Origin of the sequence: Bradyrhizobium australiense (assembly GCF_013114825.1) — a bacterium.
In the GTDB taxonomy this organism is placed as follows: Bacteria; Pseudomonadota; Alphaproteobacteria; order Rhizobiales; family Xanthobacteraceae; genus Bradyrhizobium; species Bradyrhizobium australiense.
Genome location: NZ_JAAVLX010000002.1, coordinates 276,040 through 294,736, shown reverse-complemented (window position 1 = coordinate 294,736; position 18,697 = coordinate 276,040). Strand labels below are relative to the sequence as shown.

General features: G+C 63.4%; 20 protein-coding genes. 11 read left to right on the top strand and 9 right to left on the bottom strand.

Features of this window, described 5'->3' with window-relative positions; all coding sequences use genetic code 11:
* Positions 1–27 precede the first annotated feature (27 nt).
* The 3 genes from rpsD to HCN58_RS05035 form a co-directional block, all read right to left on the bottom strand.
* Complete coding sequence (gene rpsD, locus HCN58_RS05045; protein ID WP_171578256.1) at positions 28–645, bottom strand: 30S ribosomal protein S4; 618 nt, start codon at positions 643–645, stop codon at positions 28–30.
* A 295-nt stretch (positions 646–940) separates the two neighbouring features.
* Entirely contained in the window at positions 941–1,720 is a 780-nt protein-coding gene (locus tag HCN58_RS05040; RefSeq protein ID WP_171578255.1) for an acyltransferase, read from the bottom strand.
* A gap of 198 nt (positions 1,721–1,918) precedes the next feature.
* A complete protein-coding gene (locus tag HCN58_RS05035) occupies positions 1,919–2,698 on the bottom strand; it encodes an HpcH/HpaI aldolase family protein (RefSeq protein ID WP_171578254.1) in 780 nt (259 codons plus the stop codon).
* 204 nt (positions 2,699–2,902) lie between these two features.
* On the opposite strand from HCN58_RS05035, the gene HCN58_RS05030 reads away from it, so the two are divergent.
* On the top strand, positions 2,903–3,943 hold the full coding sequence (locus HCN58_RS05030; RefSeq protein ID WP_376701146.1) for an acyltransferase family protein: 1,041 nt from the start codon (positions 2,903–2,905) through the stop codon (positions 3,941–3,943).
* A gap of 24 nt (positions 3,944–3,967) precedes the next feature.
* On the opposite strand, the gene murI is transcribed toward HCN58_RS05030, so the two are convergent.
* Entirely contained in the window at positions 3,968–4,756 is a 789-nt protein-coding gene (murI, locus tag HCN58_RS05025) for a glutamate racemase (protein ID WP_171578252.1), read from the bottom strand.
* 305 nt (positions 4,757–5,061) lie between these two features.
* On the opposite strand from murI, the gene HCN58_RS05020 reads away from it, so the two are divergent.
* Together HCN58_RS05020 and HCN58_RS05015 are read left to right on the top strand one after the other, a co-directional pair.
* Positions 5,062–5,418: a cupredoxin domain-containing protein gene (locus HCN58_RS05020; RefSeq protein ID WP_235983385.1), complete on the top strand. Its 357-nt coding sequence runs from the start codon at positions 5,062–5,064 to the stop codon at positions 5,416–5,418.
* 18 nt (positions 5,419–5,436) lie between these two features.
* Positions 5,437–6,270, top strand: a complete 834-nt coding sequence (locus tag HCN58_RS05015; RefSeq protein ID WP_171578251.1) for an FTR1 family iron permease — start codon at positions 5,437–5,439, stop codon at positions 6,268–6,270.
* Here the strand turns inward: HCN58_RS05015 and purB are convergent, their stop codons facing one another.
* The 3 genes from purB to HCN58_RS05000 form a co-directional block, all read right to left on the bottom strand.
* On the bottom strand, positions 6,271–7,578 hold the full coding sequence (gene purB, locus HCN58_RS05010) for an adenylosuccinate lyase (RefSeq protein WP_171578250.1): 1,308 nt from the start codon (positions 7,576–7,578) through the stop codon (positions 6,271–6,273).
* A 170-nt stretch (positions 7,579–7,748) separates the two neighbouring features.
* Positions 7,749–8,402 carry a response regulator gene (locus HCN58_RS05005; protein WP_171578249.1) on the bottom strand — a complete coding sequence of 218 codons (654 nt, stop codon included), beginning with the start codon at positions 8,400–8,402 and terminating at the stop codon, positions 7,749–7,751.
* On the bottom strand, positions 8,402–9,772 hold the full coding sequence (locus HCN58_RS05000) for a sensor histidine kinase (protein ID WP_171578248.1): 1,371 nt from the start codon (positions 9,770–9,772) through the stop codon (positions 8,402–8,404). Before HCN58_RS05000 ends, HCN58_RS05005 begins: the two co-directional genes overlap by 1 nt.
* Positions 9,773–9,985: 213 nt before the next feature.
* Between HCN58_RS05000 and HCN58_RS04995 the strand changes: the two genes are divergently transcribed.
* The 8 genes from HCN58_RS04995 to HCN58_RS04960 all read left to right on the top strand — a co-directional run bounded on the left by HCN58_RS04995 (position 9,986) and on the right by HCN58_RS04960 (position 17,154).
* The gene (locus HCN58_RS04995; protein ID WP_171578247.1) at positions 9,986–10,753 is read left to right on the top strand and encodes a MotA/TolQ/ExbB proton channel family protein; all 768 of its coding nucleotides are present in this window, start codon (positions 9,986–9,988) and stop codon (positions 10,751–10,753) included.
* Complete coding sequence (locus HCN58_RS04990) at positions 10,750–11,421, top strand: DUF2135 domain-containing protein (protein ID WP_171578246.1); 672 nt, start codon at positions 10,750–10,752, stop codon at positions 11,419–11,421. Before HCN58_RS04995 ends, HCN58_RS04990 begins: the two co-directional genes overlap by 4 nt.
* Complete coding sequence (locus tag HCN58_RS04985) at positions 11,414–12,022, top strand: hypothetical protein (protein ID WP_171578245.1); 609 nt, start codon at positions 11,414–11,416, stop codon at positions 12,020–12,022. The genes HCN58_RS04990 and HCN58_RS04985 overlap by 8 nt, the downstream gene beginning before the upstream one ends.
* A gap of 343 nt (positions 12,023–12,365) precedes the next feature.
* Positions 12,366–12,962, top strand: a complete 597-nt coding sequence (locus HCN58_RS04980; protein WP_171578244.1) for a TetR/AcrR family transcriptional regulator — start codon at positions 12,366–12,368, stop codon at positions 12,960–12,962.
* A 263-nt stretch (positions 12,963–13,225) separates the two neighbouring features.
* A complete protein-coding gene (locus HCN58_RS04975; protein ID WP_171578243.1) occupies positions 13,226–13,642 on the top strand; it encodes a ribbon-helix-helix domain-containing protein in 417 nt (138 codons plus the stop codon).
* A 5-nt stretch (positions 13,643–13,647) separates the two neighbouring features.
* The gene (locus tag HCN58_RS04970; RefSeq protein ID WP_171578242.1) at positions 13,648–14,847 is read left to right on the top strand and encodes an extracellular catalytic domain type 1 short-chain-length polyhydroxyalkanoate depolymerase; all 1,200 of its coding nucleotides are present in this window, start codon (positions 13,648–13,650) and stop codon (positions 14,845–14,847) included.
* A gap of 130 nt (positions 14,848–14,977) precedes the next feature.
* Positions 14,978–15,718, top strand: coding sequence for a metallophosphoesterase family protein (locus tag HCN58_RS04965; protein WP_171578241.1), 741 nt, complete (start codon positions 14,978–14,980; stop codon positions 15,716–15,718).
* A 5-nt stretch (positions 15,719–15,723) separates the two neighbouring features.
* Positions 15,724–17,154, top strand: a complete 1,431-nt coding sequence (locus HCN58_RS04960; RefSeq protein ID WP_171578240.1) for a serine/threonine protein kinase — start codon at positions 15,724–15,726, stop codon at positions 17,152–17,154.
* A 25-nt stretch (positions 17,155–17,179) separates the two neighbouring features.
* Here HCN58_RS04960 and HCN58_RS04955 read toward each other — a convergent pair whose 3' ends face one another.
* Together HCN58_RS04955 and rpe are read right to left on the bottom strand one after the other, a co-directional pair.
* Positions 17,180–17,638: a hypothetical protein gene (locus HCN58_RS04955; RefSeq protein ID WP_376701145.1), complete on the bottom strand. Its 459-nt coding sequence runs from the start codon at positions 17,636–17,638 to the stop codon at positions 17,180–17,182.
* Positions 17,639–17,758: 120 nt separating this feature from the next.
* Positions 17,759–18,460, bottom strand: a complete 702-nt coding sequence (gene rpe, locus HCN58_RS04950) for a ribulose-phosphate 3-epimerase (protein WP_171578239.1) — start codon at positions 18,458–18,460, stop codon at positions 17,759–17,761.
* Between the last annotated feature and the right edge of the window lie 237 nt (positions 18,461–18,697).

The window sequence follows — 18,697 nt, the reverse complement described above, 5'->3', positions numbered from 1 at the left end:
CTTTGATATCTCGGAATTGAAAACCGATCAGCGCGAATAGAATTCGACGATCAGATGCGGCTCCATCTGCACCGCGAACGGCACGTCCGACAGCGCCGGGATGCGGCTGAACTTCGCCGTCATCTTGGAGTGATCGGTTTCGATGAAGTCGGGCACGTCGCGCTCGCCGAGCTGGCTTGCTTCCAGCACAGGGGTGAGCTGCTTGGAGGATTCCTTGACCTCGACGACATCGCCGGGCTTGAGCTTGTAACTCGGAATGTTGACGCGGCGGCCGTTCACCTTGATGTGGCCGTGGTTGATGAACTGGCGCGCGGCAAACATGGTGGCGACGAACTTGGCGCGATAGACCACGGTGTCGAGACGGCGCTCCAGCAGGCCGATCAGGTTCTCACCGGTGTCGCCCTTCATCCGGCCGGCCTCGACATAAATGCCGTGGAACTGGCGCTCGGAAATATTGGCGTAGTAGCCCTTCAGCTTCTGCTTGGCGCGGAGCTGGACGCCGAAGTCGGACAGCTTGCCCTTGCGGCGCTGGCCGTGCTGGCCGGGGCCGTATTCCCTGCGGTTCACGGGGCTCTTGGGGCGACCCCAGATATTCTGGCCCATACGGCGGTCGATCTTGTATTTCGCCTCACTGCGCTTTGTCATCGCGTCCTCTGCTTAAGAGTTTGAGTTTTGAGGAAACGCGCCCTCCTGTGCACCGGGGTTGCCGGGGCCGACAGGTCCGCCTCGAAAGCTCGGGGAGGACCACGGGTCGCGAAACGCATCGCGGGCCGAAACCGGCCCGCGAGCAAGCGGGTCTTAGGGAGAAACCGCCGTTCTGTCAACGAAAAGGGCCCTCAGGCACTGTCATTCCGGGATGGTCCGCGGGACCAGACCTCAGATGCGCAATGATTCCGGATCTGGTGCTAACGCACCATCCCGGAATGACGCACAGGACCCGTCAGGTCGCGACTGCCCGGACCGGTTTGGGCTCGGTCTGCTGCCGATTGGCCCGCAATTCGGCTGATATTTCGCCGTTCAGCACCTGTTCCAGCCGGTTCAGCGCCTTGGCCATGGGGGCGGCATCGGAAATCCGGTGATCCCAGCGCAATACGACATCGATGCTCTGGTCGGGCTTTTCCACCCCATAGCTCAGGACCAAAGGTCCGGGGCTGATCGCATGGAGCTGGCCGGCGCCATAGGCGGCCACCGAGGTCACGCCAAAACTGCCGAAATAATTCGCCCGCTGGCGGCCGAAATTCAGGCCGATTGCCCAGAACAGCCGCCGCAGCGGCAGCGGCAGCCGCGTGGTCCGCAGGATCTTCCGGAATGCCGGCACCTCGTCGATCGGCGCTACCTTGGCGTGCCGGATCAGCGCGTCGACCTCGGCAAGGGGCATTTCGTCGGGCGCCGCGATCTTTTGCGGCAGGACGCAATCCTGGCCGTCCTCGACCCGGGCGATCGCCACCATCGCGACGCTGCGCGGCAACTCGTAGAAGGCCGGCATCGGCCATTTGACGTAGAGGGTGCGCAGGATCGGCTGTTCCTTCGCGACCAGCGCGAATGCCTTGACGAAAATCGCGGCCCAGCCCGGCCGCTGGGCGGCCTGCGTGCGGGCTTCCTGCAGGGCGCGGATATGAAGCGGCCGCGCGAGCGAAACAAAGGGCACGCGAATCGAGGCGTGCATGAGGTCGGCGACCAGGCGGCGCGGCAGTGTGATTTTTCGAACCGTTCCGCGCATCGCTCCGCTCAGGGTTTCGAAGGTAGGCAAATCAGAAAGCCGACAGGCCGCCTGGACCTGCCAGCACCTCATCTAGCACGAACAAGGCGTTTTGACGCCAGTAGGTTCGCGCCCGGATGGCGGGTCAACCGGCGTGGCGGCCCGCCAGCGGGGACGTGAATTTCAAGGATTTTGAGGGGTTTGCCGCCGTCTCGGAACCTATCGCTTGACCCCCTCGAAGCTGGCCGCGATGCCGCGCTGGAACAGCGACCAATCGAAGCCGAGCGCCAGCGCGACGTAGCCGCGGTCGATCATCTTGTTGGCCTGCTCGGCGGTGCGCGCGACGCCGCCGATCGGCACGCCGCTCCTAAGAATGCCTTCCTCGGCACGCTTCATCAGCGCCATCACCTCGGGATCATCGAGCAGGCCGCGCTTGTTGATGGAGGTGGCGAGGTCGCCGGGGCCGATCACCGCGAGGTCGATGCCGGGGGTTGCCATGATCTCGTCGATGCGCTCGACCGCCTCGACATGCTCGATGGTGATCATGCAGATCATGTCGTCGTCCGCAGCCGCCATGTAATCCGGCATCGATACGCCCCAGCGGAATGGCGCGTGGAAGGGGCCCCACAGCCGGTCGCCTTTCGGCGGGTAGCGCACGCTGCGCACGGCCTTTTCGGCATCCGCGCGGCTGCAAATCATCGGAAAGTTGATGCCGAGGGCGCCCAGGTCCATCGGCGCCTTCGCAAGCCAGGGCTCGTTGGCGGCAATCCGCACCATCGGCACGCAGGGCGTGCCAGAGGTGGCGGTAATCATCGCATGCGCCGAGCCGAGATCGATCGGCCCGTGCTCAAGATCGACAATGATCCAGTCGATCCCGGAACGGGCCATGATCTGTACAGTCTGGATCGAGGGAATGGTCGCTATCGCGCCAAAGGTCGGGCGGCCTTCGCGCCAGAGCTGTCGGAGGCGGTTGAGCGGCGCAGGTTTTGCGGAGGTCAAGCGGCATCTCCCTCATCAAAATGATCGATTCAAAATTCGGCGCTCGGCATCATATGGATAAATTCGCAGGCCATCGAGCCAGCTGTTTTTTGCGCGTCGCATTCGGCCCACCATGCATGCCGATACCTGCGTCAACCTCACAACTATATGTTAATACCTTGCCCGCAAAAATTGCGTTTACAAGAATGAGCGTGCCAGGGCGTTATGCGGACATTCTATGGTGTGCAAGCCATGCGCGGCGTCGCGGCGCTGGCTGTCGTCTGCGGGCACGCGGTAACCGCTCGCTCTGATTTGGGGACCCAAAGTGCCGCTGAAGGAGCGCACACCATCCTGGCGAGCGGTGTCGACATCTTTTTCGTCATTTCCGGGTTCATCATTGCGACTACGGCCGCGTCGCAAACCGACGTGCTGAATTTCGCTTTTAGAAGGGCCATTCGAATCTATCCGATGTATTGGCTCGTATTGCTTGGGGCGTTCATCAGTTCGTACTGGATCGCACCTAGCCCGGGAGATCGCGCTGCGCTGGACCTCGGCCACATCTTCGTGTGGGACTATCCGAACTGGTATATCCCACCCGCCTGGTCGATCGCTTTTGAAATGCACTTCTACGCTGTTGTCGCGGTGATACTTGCCATTGCACCGCGCCGTCTTTTCGAGCTCTTGTTCGCGGCGCTCGGCGTTGCGGTGGTCGCGATCATTTTTCACCTGCCTTTCGGGATCTATTCGCATCCCCTGATTTTAGAATTCGGCGCTGGTGTCTTTATCGCGTACCTTGTCCGGATGAAGGGAAAGCTGCCTATTTTGCCATATAATACCGCTATCTCGGCAGCCTTATTCGCTGCGGGCTGGTACTGGATTTTCGTCCACGGATCGAGCAATCCTCAACTCGCACGTGTGCCGACCTATGGTCTCGGTGCGGCGCTCCTCATCTACAGCGTCGTCTCGGCCGAACTCCACGGCGCTTCCTTTTCGCGCATCCTGCAATGGTTCGGCAGCATCTCCTATTCGCTCTACATCTCACATTATTTGCTGATCAGATGGATCGCGAACTTCCCCGAACTGTGGCAGATTTCTCCGGCCGGCGTCATCGTCGCCAGCATTTTGCTTTCGATCGGCATCGCGGCGGTCTTGCACCTGCTTGTCGAAGCGCCGGCGCTCAATTGGGGTCGCAAGCTCAGCCTGACGCGCGGGGGCGGCGGAGTCCCGCTTACCTTCGCTGGCGTGCGCGATCTTCAGAAGCCCTGAACGGGCTGATCAATGCCCGGCACTCTACGCCGGCACGCGGCCGCCGAAAAACGGCATCAGCGCCTGGCTCAACGTATGCGGTCGCCTGGACGTAAATATTATCTTCGCCCTGGCCTCATCGCTTTCGCGGCCGGGAGACCCCAGGAGCTCGGACACGCGCCGGGCGATCGCGGCTGCCGGATCGATCCAGTCGACCGGCCACGGCGCGAGCCTCGTCAGGCGGTCGAGCAGCAGCGGATAATGGGTGCAGGCCAGCACGACCGTGTCGGTGCGATTCTCGCCACTGCCGACAAAGCAGGGGGCAAGTTCCGCCGTGATATCCTCGTCGCACACGTCGTTTCCGCTGAGCGCGGATTCGGCCAGCGAGGCGAGCTCGGCCGATCCTACCAGCGTCACCTCGCAGCCTTGCGCGAAATCATCGATCAGGCGCCTGGTGTATTCGCGGTTGACGGTGCCCTTGGTGCCGAGCACCGACACGCGTTTGGTCTTCGAACTGGCGCAGGCCGGCTTGATCGCCGGCACAGTGCCGACGAACGGCACGCTATAAGCGCTACGCAGATGCGACATCACGAGCGTGGAAGCGGTGTTGCAGGCAATCACCACCAGGGCAGGGGCGTGGCGGGCGACCAACTCGCCGACCAGCGGCACCACGCGCGCGATGATCTGCTCCTCGCTGTGGTGGCCGTAGGGAAAGAACGCGTCGTCGGCGACATAGACGTAGTTCGCGTCGGGCCGGGCGTGGACAATCTCGCGCAGGACCGTGAGGCCGCCAAGGCCGGAGTCGAAGACGAGGATTGTGGGCGGGGATGACACGTTGCGACCTTAGCCGATCCGTGGTTACCGTTAGGTTGCTTCGAGGGTGCCGGCGGGGTCACGGAGCTCGTCGACGGCCAGTGTGACAATTTGGAACAATTCAAATCCGCTTGACAAGGCCGGAAAACTGCTGAGGTGGCTATCGGCGCCCAACGCGCAGGGTTCGACCGACGCGCGAGGGAGCCTTGTCAAACGCTTGCATCGTTTAGAACTTCTCCAATTTGGAACGGCGTTTTGCCCCTTCACGGCGTGGTGTCAGGCAGCGTATGCCAACCGGATAACGCCAGCCATATTGGAAACCCAGCATGTCTTTCTCGCCTATGCTCTCGAAGCTCTCTTTGTTTGCTGCCACGGTGCTTGTCGCGGCTGCCGCCGTCGGCGCCGCCCACGCGCAGAGTGCGACCGAGATTCAGCTCAGCTACAAGGACAAGAAATTCGACCCGGCCGAAATTAGCGCGCCTGCCAACACGCCGATCGTGATCAAGCTGAAGAACCTCGATGCCAAGGCGATGGAGTTCGAGAGCAAGACCCTGAAGGTGGAGAAGGTGGTCGCCGGCTCCACCGACGCTACCATCAATGTCCGCGCCCAGAAGCCGGGCCGCTACGAATTCTTCGACGAGTACAACGAGAAGGTTGCGCGCGGCGCACTGGTCGTGAAGTAGGAAAAATAAGCAACAGCCGTGATCGCAGCACTGATCATCGTCTTCCGTGAAGTCTTCGAGGCCGGCCTGATCGTCGGCATCGTGCTCGCGGTCACGCGCACGGTGCCGCACCGCAACGCGTGGATCGCCGGCGGCGTCCTCGGTGGCGTTCTCGCGGCTTGCGTGGTCGCGGTCTTTGCCGGCGCCTTGTCGAACCTGTTCGCCGGCATGGGGCAAGAGGTCTTCAACGCCGCGATCCTTGCGCTCGCCGTCGTGATGCTCACCTGGCACAATGTCTGGATGGCCCGCCACGGCGCCGAACTCGCGGGCGAATTGCGGGAAGCGGGAAGGGCGGTGGTCGAGGGATCGAAATCGCTGCTGGCGCTCGCGATCGTGGTGGGTGTTGCGGTGCTGCGCGAGGGCAGCGAAGTCGTGCTGTTTCTCTACGGTGTCCTGGCCGGCGGCAACGACAGCGGATTAAGCGTGGCGCTCGGCGGTATTGCCGGGATGGTGCTTGGCGCACTCGTCTGCATGCTGACCTATTTCGGCCTGGTGAAGATTCCAACGCGCGCCCTGTTCACGACCACGACGGTCCTGATTGCGCTATTGGCCGCCGGTATGGCGGCACAATCCGCGGCATTCCTCGAAAAGGCCAATTGGCTGACGGCGCTGGATAACGTGGTCTGGGATTCGGGCTGGCTGCTTTCCGATTCAAGCCTGCTCGGCAAGGCGCTGCACACGCTGATCGGCTACACCGACCAGCCGACCGCGATGCAGGTTGTGGTCTATCTCGCAATCCTGGCCGCGACCTTCGCGCTGATGCGGCTTTACGGTACGCCGGCGAAGGCTGGCGCGCCTGCGCCGGCGGAATAATCAGCTTTCGCCGAACACCCGTTTGAAGATCGTGTCGACGTGCTTGAAGTGATAGCCGAGGTCGAACTGCTCCTCGATTTCGGCATCCGTCAGGTGCTTCTTCACATCAGGATCTTTCTTCAGCAGCGTCTGGAAGTCGCCTTCGCCGCGCCAGACCGGCATGGCGTTGCGCTGGACGTATTTGTAGGCGTCCTCGCGGCTGGCGCCTTTCTGGGTTAGCGCGATCAACAGCCGCTGCGAATGCACGAGGCCGCCGAGGCGGTCGAGATTCTTCTGCATGTTAGCGGGATAGATCAGCAGTTTCTCGATCAGGCCGGCGAGCCGCATCAGCGCAAAATCGAGCGTCACGGTGGCATCCGGCCCGATCATGCGCTCGGCCGAGGAGTGCGAGATGTCGCGCTCGTGCCAGAGCGCGACATTTTCCATCGCCGGCATCGCATAGGCGCGCACCATGCGCGACAAGCCGGTGAGATTTTCCGACAGCACCGGGTTGCGCTTGTGCGGCATCGCCGACGAGCCCTTCTGGCCCTCGGAGAAAAATTCTTCGGCCTCCAGCACCTCGGTGCGCTGCAGGTGGCGGATTTCGATCGACAGCCGCTCGACCGAAGAAGCGATCACGCCAAGCGTCGCAAAATACATGGCGTGGCGGTCGCGCGGGATCACCTGGGTCGAGATCGGCTCCGGCACCAGCCCCATCGCTTTGGCGACATGCTCTTCGACGCGCGGGTCGATCTGGGCAAAGGTGCCGACGGCGCCCGATATCGCGCAGGTCGCAACTTCCTTGCGGGCGGCGACCAGGCGCTCGCGGGCGCGGGAAAATTCCGCATAGGCATAAGCGAGCTTGAGCCCGAACGTCACCGGCTCGGCGTGGATGCCGTGGGAGCGGCCGATGGTCGGCGTCAGCTTGTGCTCGAAGGCGCGCTTCTTCAGTGCGGCCAGAACCTTGTCGAGATCTGATATCAAGAGGTCGGCGGCGCGGGCGAGCTGCACGTTAAGACAGGTGTCGAGCACGTCGGAGGAGGTCATGCCCTGGTGCACGAAGCGGGCCTCCGGGCCAACGATTTCGGCCAGATGGGTCAGGAAGGCGATGACGTCATGCTTGGTCTCGCGCTCGATCTCGTCGATCCGCGCCACGTCGAAGATCGCATTCTTGGCCTTGGCCCAGATCGTCTTCGCCGCCTCCTTGGGGATGACGCCGATTTCCGCCAGCGCATCAGCCGCATGCGCCTCGATCTCGAACCAGATCTTGAAGCGGGTCTGGGGCTCCCAGATGGAGGCCATTTCCGGGCGAGTATAGCGGGGAATCATCGAAAACTCCGGACGAGCAGGGGCGGGGGCGGAAGGCTGTCCCCGGCCGATTTGTTTTTACGCCGCGCTTTAGCAAATCGTGTCGGGCGAGGCCACCCGTATGGGGCGCGGAGATGAGAAACCGGGTGCTCTGGCAGGACCGAACCCGCTCGGCGCGGGGCGCCCCGCCACTACAGGCTGGCCAGCCCGCACTCCACGGCCAGGCGGACAAGCTGCGCGTCCGTCCGCATGCCGGTCTTGGTCTTGATCAGATAGTGATAGTTCTGCACGGTCTTCATGCTGAGATTGAGGTTTGAGGCGATCTGCTCCGTGGTCGCGCCGGCGGCCAGTTGCCTGAGGATCTCGATTTCCCGCTCTCCGAGCTGATCGAGCACCGATCCCGAGGGGGAGAGGCTTTCCAGCGCCAGCACGCGGGCGATGTCGTCGCTCATCGCCTGTTCGCCGCGGACAAGCGAACGGATCGCCCGGATCAGCGCTGATGGGTCGGAGCCCTTCGTGACATAGCCGTTCGCCCCGGCGTTGAAGGCGGCCTTCACCTGCGTGGCCTCGCAGTGCATGCTGAAGACGAGAATGCGCGCGTCGGAGGAGCGGGCGCGAATGTTCCTGATCGCCTCGAGCCCGCTCGCGCCCGGCATCGATATGTCCATGACCACGACGTGAGGAGCATGCGCCTTGAACGCGCGATAGGCGTCCGCCGCGTTGTCGGCCTCGGCCACCACCTGGAAATCACCCTGGTGCTCCAGCACGCGCCGGTAGCCTTGCCGGACCACGGGATGGTCATCGACCAGCAGGATCGAAATGCCTTCGGTCTGCGAAGCGGTCATCAGGCTGCAAGCGGAATCGTGGCGGCCACGCTCACCCCGCGGTTCGCGTCCGCAATCGACAGCGAGCCGCCAAGCGCGGCCACCCTCTCGCGAATGCCGGTCAGGCCAAAGCCGGGAGATCGGGCCACTTTGGCCGCATCGCCCCCGCCGTCGTCCTCGACATGGACCAGCAGGGCGTTCTCCGCGCCGGTGCGCCGCTCGATCCGCAGCACGATCACCCGCGCCGAACTGTGCCGCAGCGAGTTGGTCAGGCACTCCTGGGCGACCCGGTAGGCGGTCGCAGCGACGGCGCCGCGGACGCCGGCGAGGTCGCCCTTGAGGTCGAGCTGGATCATCGGCTGCGCCGCGTTCCGCGAGCGCCAACTATCGACGAGATCGACGAGGCAGGCCTCAAGCCCGAGCTCCTCGGCGGGCGGATGGCGCAAGCGGTTCAAGGTATCGCGCAGACACGCCATGATGCGGTGGGTGGCTTGCGAGATCATTCGCGCGTCCTGCGCGACCTCGCTGTTGTCCTTTTCCTGCGCGCTGGTCGCTTCGATCGTGTTGGCGAAAGCGAGAATCGCCGTCAGGTTTTGTCCGAATTCGTCGTGTAGTTCACGGGCAAGCGCCCGCCGCTCGTCGCTGCGGATTTCGAGCAGGCGTCGGGTCAGCGCGGCGCGTTCCTCCATGGCCCGCGCGAGGCGGTCGCCGAGATCGCTCACGGCCCGTCCGATCATGGCAAGTTCCATCGATCGGAAGCGGGGCAGCGACGTGCTGTATTGCCCGCGCGCCATCCGCTGCAGCGCGGCGACGATCTGCTGCGCCGGCGCAAGCGTATGCGCAATCGCGAGTGAGGCAAGCAGCGCGATTGCCACCGCCATCAGCAGGGCGACGTGGATGTTATCGAGGATGTGCTGCCAGGCGAGTGCGATGGCGGCATTTGGATCGGCGGCGGCCGAGACGCTACCTGCGTTGGCTGCGCGCATGCTGATAGATCGCACGACCGCAGCGTGATCCCCAAGCAGGGTCTGTACCAAAGCCGCGAACCAGCGCGGCGGAGATTGGCCGATCCCCTTGCTCTGGCCGCAAAGCGGTTTTTCGAACGCGCCTGCCGGCTCGAACCGGACGCAGATGCCCGGCGAGATCAATCCCATCGTTTCGATGGTGCGCCATTCCGGCACCGGCAGCAGTTGCTCGCGCGTTCTGTTGCTGCGCAGCAGCAATTCGCGCCAGTAGAGCGCTTCCAGCGCCAACGAGACACGCTCGGCGGAAGCCGCCGTGGCACGATCGACGCTGCGATGGGCGTCGATCGTCGCCCAGACGGTTGCCGCTCCCAGGCACAGGATGACCACGACAAACAGACGGGCGACGAGCTGTAGCACGAGGCGCATGCGATCACTCCCGAACGTGCGGATAAGCGTAACAGCACCGCCAATTGGTGCCAATTGCAAGCCGGGCGGTGAGGTCCAATTCGGGAAAATTTCCCGACCAACCGTGGGCATATATCTTTGGACGCGGCCACGACCGCTGATTTATCAAAGCCTAGGGGCCTGTTTGCAGGCGGCCTTTGGGCGCGGCGCGCCTTTCCAGGGAGCTGACGCAGCATGAGTGCAACGGCTGGCGCGAAGACCGCATCATCTGGCGCGGATGAGTCGGAACGCAGCGTTCTCCTGTTATGGATGATTTTCACCGGGCTCTCGGTGTTCGCCGTGGTGCTGTTATGGCGATACGGGTTGCTCCATCTGATGGTCAGCTCAGACCGCACCTACATTTCGAGCGTCATTGCCGTCCTCTATATCGTCACCTGCTTTCATTGCTTCTGGCGGACGCGCGCGATCGCGCGTGAAGGCGAGATCACGCGACGCTGCCGCGCGATCCTGTCGGTTCGGGGCGGCGCCAGGGGGCTCGACGAGGATGCGCGCGCCCTGCCGGGCGGGCTGGTAACGGATCACATCCGCAGCCTGGTGCAGAAGGCGAGGGCGCAGGCCGCCGGGCGCATCGACCAGACGCTGCTGCTCCGCTCGCTGGCCGACCGGCTGCGTGGCTCCAACGGATTTGGCGCGTTCGTGTCCGACACACTGATGAAGCTGGGGCTGCTCGGCACCATCATCGGCTTCATCATCATGCTGGCGCCGATCGCCACTCTCGATGCGGCCGACAAGGTCGCGATGAAATCATCGATGGGCCTGATGAGCGACGGCATGGCGGTCGCCATGTACACGACGCTGGCCGGCCTGATCGGCTCGATCCTCGTCAGAATCCAGTACTACATGCTGGATGCCGCGACCCAGCGGGTGTTTTCCGATGCCGTCATGCTGACCGAGACGCACGTCGCCCCGGCCTTGGAACGTCATCTTGGAACGCCGGCATGATGGACGATTTCGGTCTCTATCCGCGCGAGGAGGCCTTCGATCCGCTCGGCGTCATGCTGTTCAAGGCGCTGCAGGTGATCGCTTTCCTGTTCTTTCTGGCGCTGCTTGCGGCCTCGCCTGACGCGAAGGACGGCAAAATCGATTCCAAAGCCGAGTTCATCATCACGATGGACTGGCCCGATAATCATCCCGATGACTTCGATCTGTTCGTGCAGGACCCCGCCGGCAACATCGCCTGGTATCGCCACCGCGAAGCCGGTTTCCTCACGCTCGACCGCGACGACCGCGGCGGCGCCAACGATTTCATCGTCGTCAACGGCAAAAAGATTGCGTCGCCGATCCGGGAGGAGATCGTCACCGTGCGCGGCATCGTCGCCGGCGAATACACCGTCAACGTCTCGCACTTTCAGGCGACGACGGGGCAGCCCGTCGCCGTGAACGTGAAGGTCCAAAAGCTCAATCCGACGGCGCAGGTGATCTTCGATAACAAGCTCACGCTCGATCACACCGGCGAGGAAAAGACCGCGCTGCGGTTTTGGCTCGATGCCGAAGGCAAGGTGGTTGATGTTCAGCAGCGGCAGAAATCGCTGATGGAGACGTTCCGTAATGTTGGCGCCAATGGCGCGGATCTCGATCCGAAAACCGGCGTCAGGATGCGCCGTGAGTAACCTGCAATCGGTCGTCCTCACGCTTTCTCTCGGCTATGCGCTGATCGGCGCGCTGTTGCTGATTGTCCTGGTCTATGCGCGCGTGCCCTGGTCGGCCAAGGCGGTCGCCGTGGTGGTAACGAGCGCGTTCTACATTGCGAGTTTTGTCGGCGTGCGCAGCCTGTTGGGTTGGGCCAGCGTCGACAGGCTGCCCGCAAGCTTCAAGCTGTTGCAGGCCCGTATCGTGGAGCCGCACTCTCTGGAGGGCGATCCGGGCTCGATCTATCTCTGGGTCGAGGCGCTCGATGACGGCAATCGGCCGAGCGGCGTGCCCCGCGCGTTCCGCATTCCCTACAGCGACAAACTCGCGCAAAAGACCGACAAGGCGGCCGGTGAGATCGCCGCCGGCCGACCCCAGGGCGGCCGCGCCGCCGATTTCGGCGATGGCGGGGGCAGCCTGCTCCAGGCCGCCCGGGAGTACATCACGCCTGGCATGATCATGGACACTTCGGGCGGTGATCCCTCGACCGGCGGGGGATTGGTCGCGGCGCCCCGCGATGGCGACGGGGTATCATTTACCCCGCTGCTCCCGCCGCGGATGCCGCCCAAGGACGAGCAGTAGGCCCCGGAGGGGGACCTCGGGAGACCGGTCAATCACGGGTTATTGACTGACAGATATTGAAATCTGTCAGCAAGACATGCTATATCCATTGCCGACGCCGGTATTGGGTGTCCCCCGGCTCGTTGGTTTGAGCCGGGTACTTGCAAAGGACTACGCCATGACGACCCATCTCATTCATCTCACCGCCCAAATCCAGCGCTGGCTCAACCAGAGCGTCGCCCGCCATCTGGCCGCCCAGGCCGAGCGGCTGGAACCGGTGAAACATTAATCCGCCAAAGGGATTACAAGGGAATTACAAGGGGGATTAGATGACCACCCGTCCCATCGTTTCGCAGGTGCGCGCATGAACGAAGTCGTGGTTCTAACCCCCGAACGGATTCTGGAGGTTACCGAGGACGTTTTGCGCCGCTATGGGCTCGCCAAGGCAACGGTGGTGGATGTCGCTCGCGCATTGGACGTCAGCCACGGCAGCGTCTACCGCCATTTCCCCAGCAAGGCCTCGCTGCGCGAGGCCGTGGCAAAGCGCTGGCTCGACCGTCTGAGCGCGCCGCTGCTGAAAATCGCTGAAAGCGCCGGCCCGGCGCCGGCGCGGCTGGACAAATGGCTGCGCACGATGTTTTCGATCAAGCACAAGCGGCTCGGCGACGATCCCGAGATGTTTGCGACCTACCTTACGCTGGCGCGCGAGGCCTGCAAGGCCGTGAACTGCCACAAGGACTGTCTGGTCGATCAGATTGCCCTGATCCTGTCCGATGGCGTGAAGCAGGGCGCGTTCCAGGTCGCCGACGTCAAGGCGACCGCGCGCGCCATTTTCGACGCCACCAGCCGCTTCCATCATCCAGCGCATGCCGAGGAATGGAACGAGCCGGGTGCCCCGGCGCGGATCGACGCGCTGCTCGCACTGCTGCTCAAGGGGCTGGAAGCGCCGCGCAAGCGGTGACGATCCTTCTGAAACCGAGTTGTAAGGCCAAGCTCTTTGTCCCGTGAGACGTGATGTCTGATCTTGGGGGCCCGCTTCGGCGGGCCATCGCTTTTCTCGTGGGCCGATCCTCGCGAGGCGAGGTCTGAGACAGGACGCAGTCGATGTCCCCGACGAATGTCAGAATAAAAACCCACTTTCCAGGTGGGGGACCCTTGAACTCAGCGTGGAGCCATCCATATGCCATCCAATCAGATGGTTTATATGTATGGGAGAAATTCGTGATGAGTAATGTACGGGAACTTCGACCGAAGCCACCTGAAACAGAAAAAATCACGATCAATCTTGGCTATGTCGACCTTGGTCACGTCGATCTAATGGTTCAGGAAGGGTTCTACTCTAACCGTACCGATTTCATCCGTACGGCGGTCAGGAACCAGCTCGAACGTCACGCCGACGTAGTAAGGCAGTCAACGGCCCGGAAAAGTCTGGACCTCGGACTGCGAAACTACACGCGCGAGGATCTCGAAGCGGTGCAGCGAGCCGGCGAGACGCTGCACATCAATGTTCTGGGCCTTGCCAGCATCTCCCAAGACGTCACGCCCGAGCTCGCTCGCGCGACCATTGCCTCAGTCTCCGTGCTGGGGGCATTGCACGCCAGTCCGGCGGTCAAGGCCGCCCTCGCCGACAGGATACGGTGAAGGCGATGCTGAACCAGGACATCATTCGGGAGGCGACACGCCTCACGCGCGCGGGCCAACTCGTTGAGGCTACTGGGCTCCTTCAGCGCATGCTTCGCGGTGAGAGTGCTGCAGACGCGCGATCGCGTACCGGCAGTCATATCGCCCTTACAGAACGCGAACCGCTAATCATTGAGGCGAAGGCCAATCCTATTGAGGAGACGGATAGTCATCCTCAATCAAGGCAAGCAAATTCCGCGCAACCGGGCGCGCACCGGGCGTTACTGGATAGCAAAAAGGGGCGCTCCGGGATCGGACTGCGAGGTGTGATTAAGCGCGCCCCGCCGTCCACGCCGGACATCGTGCCGGAGGGCGCCCGGTTCATCGAAGGCATGTACAGCAGTCCCGCGGGAAGTCGTGCCTACAGGCTTTTCATCCCGAGCCGCTATCAGGAACGACCGCTTCCTTTGGTCGTCATGCTTCACGGCTGTACCCAGTCGCCGGATGATTTCGCCGCCGGTACGAGGATGAACTTTATCGCCGAGGAACAGGATTGCTTCGTGGTCTATCCTGCTCAGCCCAGCCAGGCCAACCAGGCGAAATGCTGGAACTGGTTTCGCACAGCCGACCAGCAGCGAGGCAGAGGTGAACCCTCACTTATCGCGGGTATTACTCGCCAAATCATGCGCGACTACTCAGTTGATCGAAAGCGCATCTACGTTGGTGGGCTGTCGGCCGGAGCCGCCGCCGCGGCTGTCATGGGAGCAACATACGACGATCTGTACGCGGCAATCGGTATACATTCTGGCCTCGCGTGCGGGGTTGCCACGGATCTTCCCTCTGCGCTTGTCGCGATGCGACACGGCGGCTCCGATCACAAGGTCATTTCAGGTGGCCGGACACCCGTTCCGACCATTGTTTTTCACGGCGATCGCGACACTACCGTTCATCCAAACAACGGCGGTCAAATTCTTGAGCAGTCCGTGAGAACGATCAGCACACAAAAAAAGGTGCATCGCGGGCAAGTACCCGGAGGGCATGCCTATACCCGAACGATCCTGAGCGACGCGAGCGGACGTGCAATGTTGGAGCACTGGAATATTCACGGAGCCGGACACGCATGGTCCGGAGGCAGCGCTGCGGGCTCCTACACTGATCCGCGAGGACCGGACGCAACAAGGGAAATGCTTCGTTTTTTCCTCGAGCATTCGCTCCCAGAGGAGTAGGGCCGCTCGATCGGATCAGCCTGACAGGGCAGCAGGCGCACCCGGCCTGATTGCACGTCACAAGCGGCTGTTGTTTGATATCCCTCAACACGGGCGCAGGCACGGGCGCGATGATGGATGCGGAGGAAACGTGCGTCTTGCCATCTTTGCCGATATCCATGCCAACCGGCAGGCGTTCAGCGCGTGTCTCGATTTCGCGCGTGCCCGCGGCGCGGAGCGGATCATCTGCCTCGGCGATATCGTAGGCTACGGCGCCGATCCGGAATGGGCGGTCGATACGATGATGGGCCTCGTCGATGATGGCGCGATTGCCGTCATCGGTAACCACGACCACGCCGTCAGCACCCCGTCGGAAAGCATGAATGCCGTGGCCCAAGCCGCGATCGAGTGGACGCGCGGCAGGCTGAGCGCGCCGCAGCGGCGTTTTCTGGCGGAGTTGCCGCTGACGCTCCGCGACGACAATCGCCTCTACGTGCACTCCGAAGCCTCGCACCCGGCGCGATGGCACTATGTGCGCGACACGCCGGATGCCGCGCGCAGCATCGAGGCCACCGATGCCCATATCACGTTCTGCGGACACATCCATCGGCCGGCGCTCTATTCGATGTCGTCGGCGGCGAAGATGACAAGCTTCATTCCGACAACAGACGTCCCGGTGCAATTGCTCGGCGGCCGGCGCTGGCTCGTCGTTCTTGGTTCGGTCGGGCAGCCGCGCGACGGCGACCCCGCGGCGGCGTTTGCGATGCTTGATACCACCTCTCGCGAGATCACCTATTGCCGCGTGCCTTACGATGTGCAGGCCGCAGCTAGCCGGATCCGCGCCAACGGCCTGCCGCATTGGCTGGCCGATCGCCTGCTGGTCGGGAGGTGAGGGGAATGGCGAAGCCCGCCATCGCGCCGGGTGCGGAGCTCGACGGCTTCACGGTCGGGGAGTGCGTCCACCAGGGCGGCATGGCGACGCTGTGGACGGTGACCCATCCCGGCATCACCGTGCCGCTGTTGATGAAGATCCCGCGGGTTGCCGAGGGCGAGGATCCGGCGGCCATCGTCAGCTTCGAGATGGAGCAGATGATTCTGCCGCGGTTGGCGGGCCCGCACGTGCCGGGCTGTTTCGGCGCCGGCGATTTCGACCGGCAGCCCTATGTCGTCATGGAGCGCATTCCCGGCAACACGCTCTACAGCCGGATCGAGAAGCTGCCGGCCGCTTACGAAGAGGCGAGGGTGATCGGGGGAAAGATCGCCACCGCGCTGGCCGACCTGCATCGGCAGAACGTCATTCACCACGACGTCAAGCCGAGCAGCATCATGTTTCGTCCATCCGGCGAATGTGTGCTGATCGATTTCGGATTGTCGCATCACAACCAATTGCCTGATTTGCTGCAGGAAGAATTTCGTCTGCCCTACGGGACCGCGCCCTACATGGCGCCGGAGCGCCTGCTCGGCGTCCGCGACGATCCGCGCAGCGATCTGTTTTCGCTCGGCGTGCTGTTGTATTTCTTCACCACCGGGGTGCGGCCGTTCGGCGAGAGCGAAACGCTGCGCGGTATGCGGCGAAGGCTGTGGCGCGATCCCTATCCGCCGCGCAAGCTCAAGCCCGATTACCCGCCCTGGCTGCAGGAAATCGTGCTGCGCTGCCTCGAGATCGAGCCGGTCTGGCGTCATCCAACGGCTTCCCAACTGGCGTTCGAGCTGGCCCATCCCGACCAGGTCAAGCTGACGGCGCGCTCAGAGCGGCTGCAGCGTGACCCGCTCAGCACGGTCTGGCGCCGCCGCTTCAACCGCGGCCTGACGCAGCCGAAGCCGAAATCCGACGTCGCGGCGCAACTCGCTTCGGGACCGATCGTGGTCGTTGCGATCGATACCGAGGAGGGGTCGGGGGCGCTCAACGAATGCCTGCGCCGGGCCGCCGCACAGCTACTCTCAACATTGCCGTCGGCGCGGCTCGCCTGCCTGAACGTGCTCAAGCTCGGCCGCATCACCATCGACAGGACGCTGGACGAACAGGGCAACAACAAGCATATCGACCGCATGGTCGCGCTGCGCCATTGGGCGCAGCCGCTTGGGCTCGACGAAAGCCGGCTCACGGTGCACGTGCTGGAAGCGATCGATCCCGCCGCCGCGATCCTGGAATTCACTGCCGTCAATCATGTCGATCACATCGTGATCGGCGCGCGGCAGAATTCGATGCTGCGGACGTTGCTAGGCAGCGTCTCGGCCAAGATCGCGGCCGAGGCCGCATGCACCGTCACCGTTGTGCGCCCGCCGCGGCTGGCTTTGGCGCCGGTGCAGGACGGCGGCAAGGGGTAGCGCCGCGATGAGGCGGCGCGTGCCCTCAATCGAGGGGCTGCACGGGCGGCAGCGTTGTGGCGGAGCGTGGCGGGTTCGGCACGGGATAACTGGTGACACGGCCACTACGTTCGGCCTGGCCTGCAGAATTGGATGTGGCGCCTACGACTTCCGCCCTGGCGCCTCGCACGCTGTCCCTTGAAGAGTGCCTGCGGTGCCGTGACGACCGCGAGCCTTCCAGTCCCCACGAGCGCGAGATCGAAGGCCCTGCCGTATAGCCGACGAAGGCGCCGGCCACGGCTCCGACCGGGCCCAGCACGACGGCGCCGGCCACCGCGCCGAGGGCCGCATCGCCTGCGCGCTGCGCAAGCGCGGCAGAGGGCGCGAGTACCAGGAGCATTGCGGCTGTGGTGAAGGCCTTGATCATATTTTCGTCCCGTCCATGAAAGGCGGGATGCTGGTCGGCTTTTATGGCGAGATGCGTGAAGTTTTGTGGCCGGAGCATGGACTTTCGGGTTCCATGACCTGCCGCACGCCCAGTGTGGCTTTCCTGTCGCCCCCTTAAGTGTTTCGACGACATCGCCGTCGTCCCTGCGAACGCATGCGAAGGCAGGATGACCTGTGGCTAGATCGCTTCGCCGCGCGCCAGCGCGGCCGCGTTACGGATCGCGGAGATGTTGGTCCTGTAGGCTTCCACGGTGCCGCCCTTGAACACCGCGGAGCCCGCGACCAGCGCATTGGCACCGGCGGCAGCCAACTGGCCGGCGACATCTGGGGCGACGCCGCCATCGACCTCGATGTCGATCGGACGGCCCGCCGTCATCGCCCTGACATCGCTGACCTTGCCGAGCGCGGATTTGATGAAAGCCTGGCCGCCGAAGCCGGGGTTGACCGACATCACCAGCACCAGGTCGATCAGGTCGATGACATATTCGATCGCGCTCGCCGGCGTGCCCGGGTTGAGCGAGACGCCGGCCTTCTTGCCGAGCGCGCGGATTGCCTGCAGCGAGCGATGCAGATGCGGGCCGGCCTCGGCATGGACGGTGATGTGATCGCAGCCGGCTTTTGCGAACGCCTCGAGATAGGGATCGCAGGGCGAGATCATCAGATGCGCGTCGAAAATCTTCTTGGTGTGCGGGCGCATCGCCTTGATGACGTCCGGGCCGTAGGAAATGTTCGGTACGAAATGCCCGTCCATCACGTCGAGATGGATCCAGTCGGCACCGGCGGCGTCGACGGCGCGGACTTCCTCGCCGAGCTTGGCGAAATCCGCCGCCAGGATCGATGGCGCTATGACGAGGGGACGCGACGCAAATTGCTGGGACATGTGCGCTTTCCCGATGCGAGAGGGCGGAACGGCCCCGCGTAACATGCAGTACGGCCGGGGGCAATGCGGCCGACGACCTCTGCTGTGGGCGGAAAAATCTGCCGCGGCGGGCAGCTATTGCCGACTTCGCCGGACCGGAAGGGATGCGGGAAAGCCCGGCTTTATTGGGTTTTTCTTGATGGCACGGCACTTGCTCAGGAAAGCGGAACACGAGCAGTCGGCCGCTATCCACGCGGC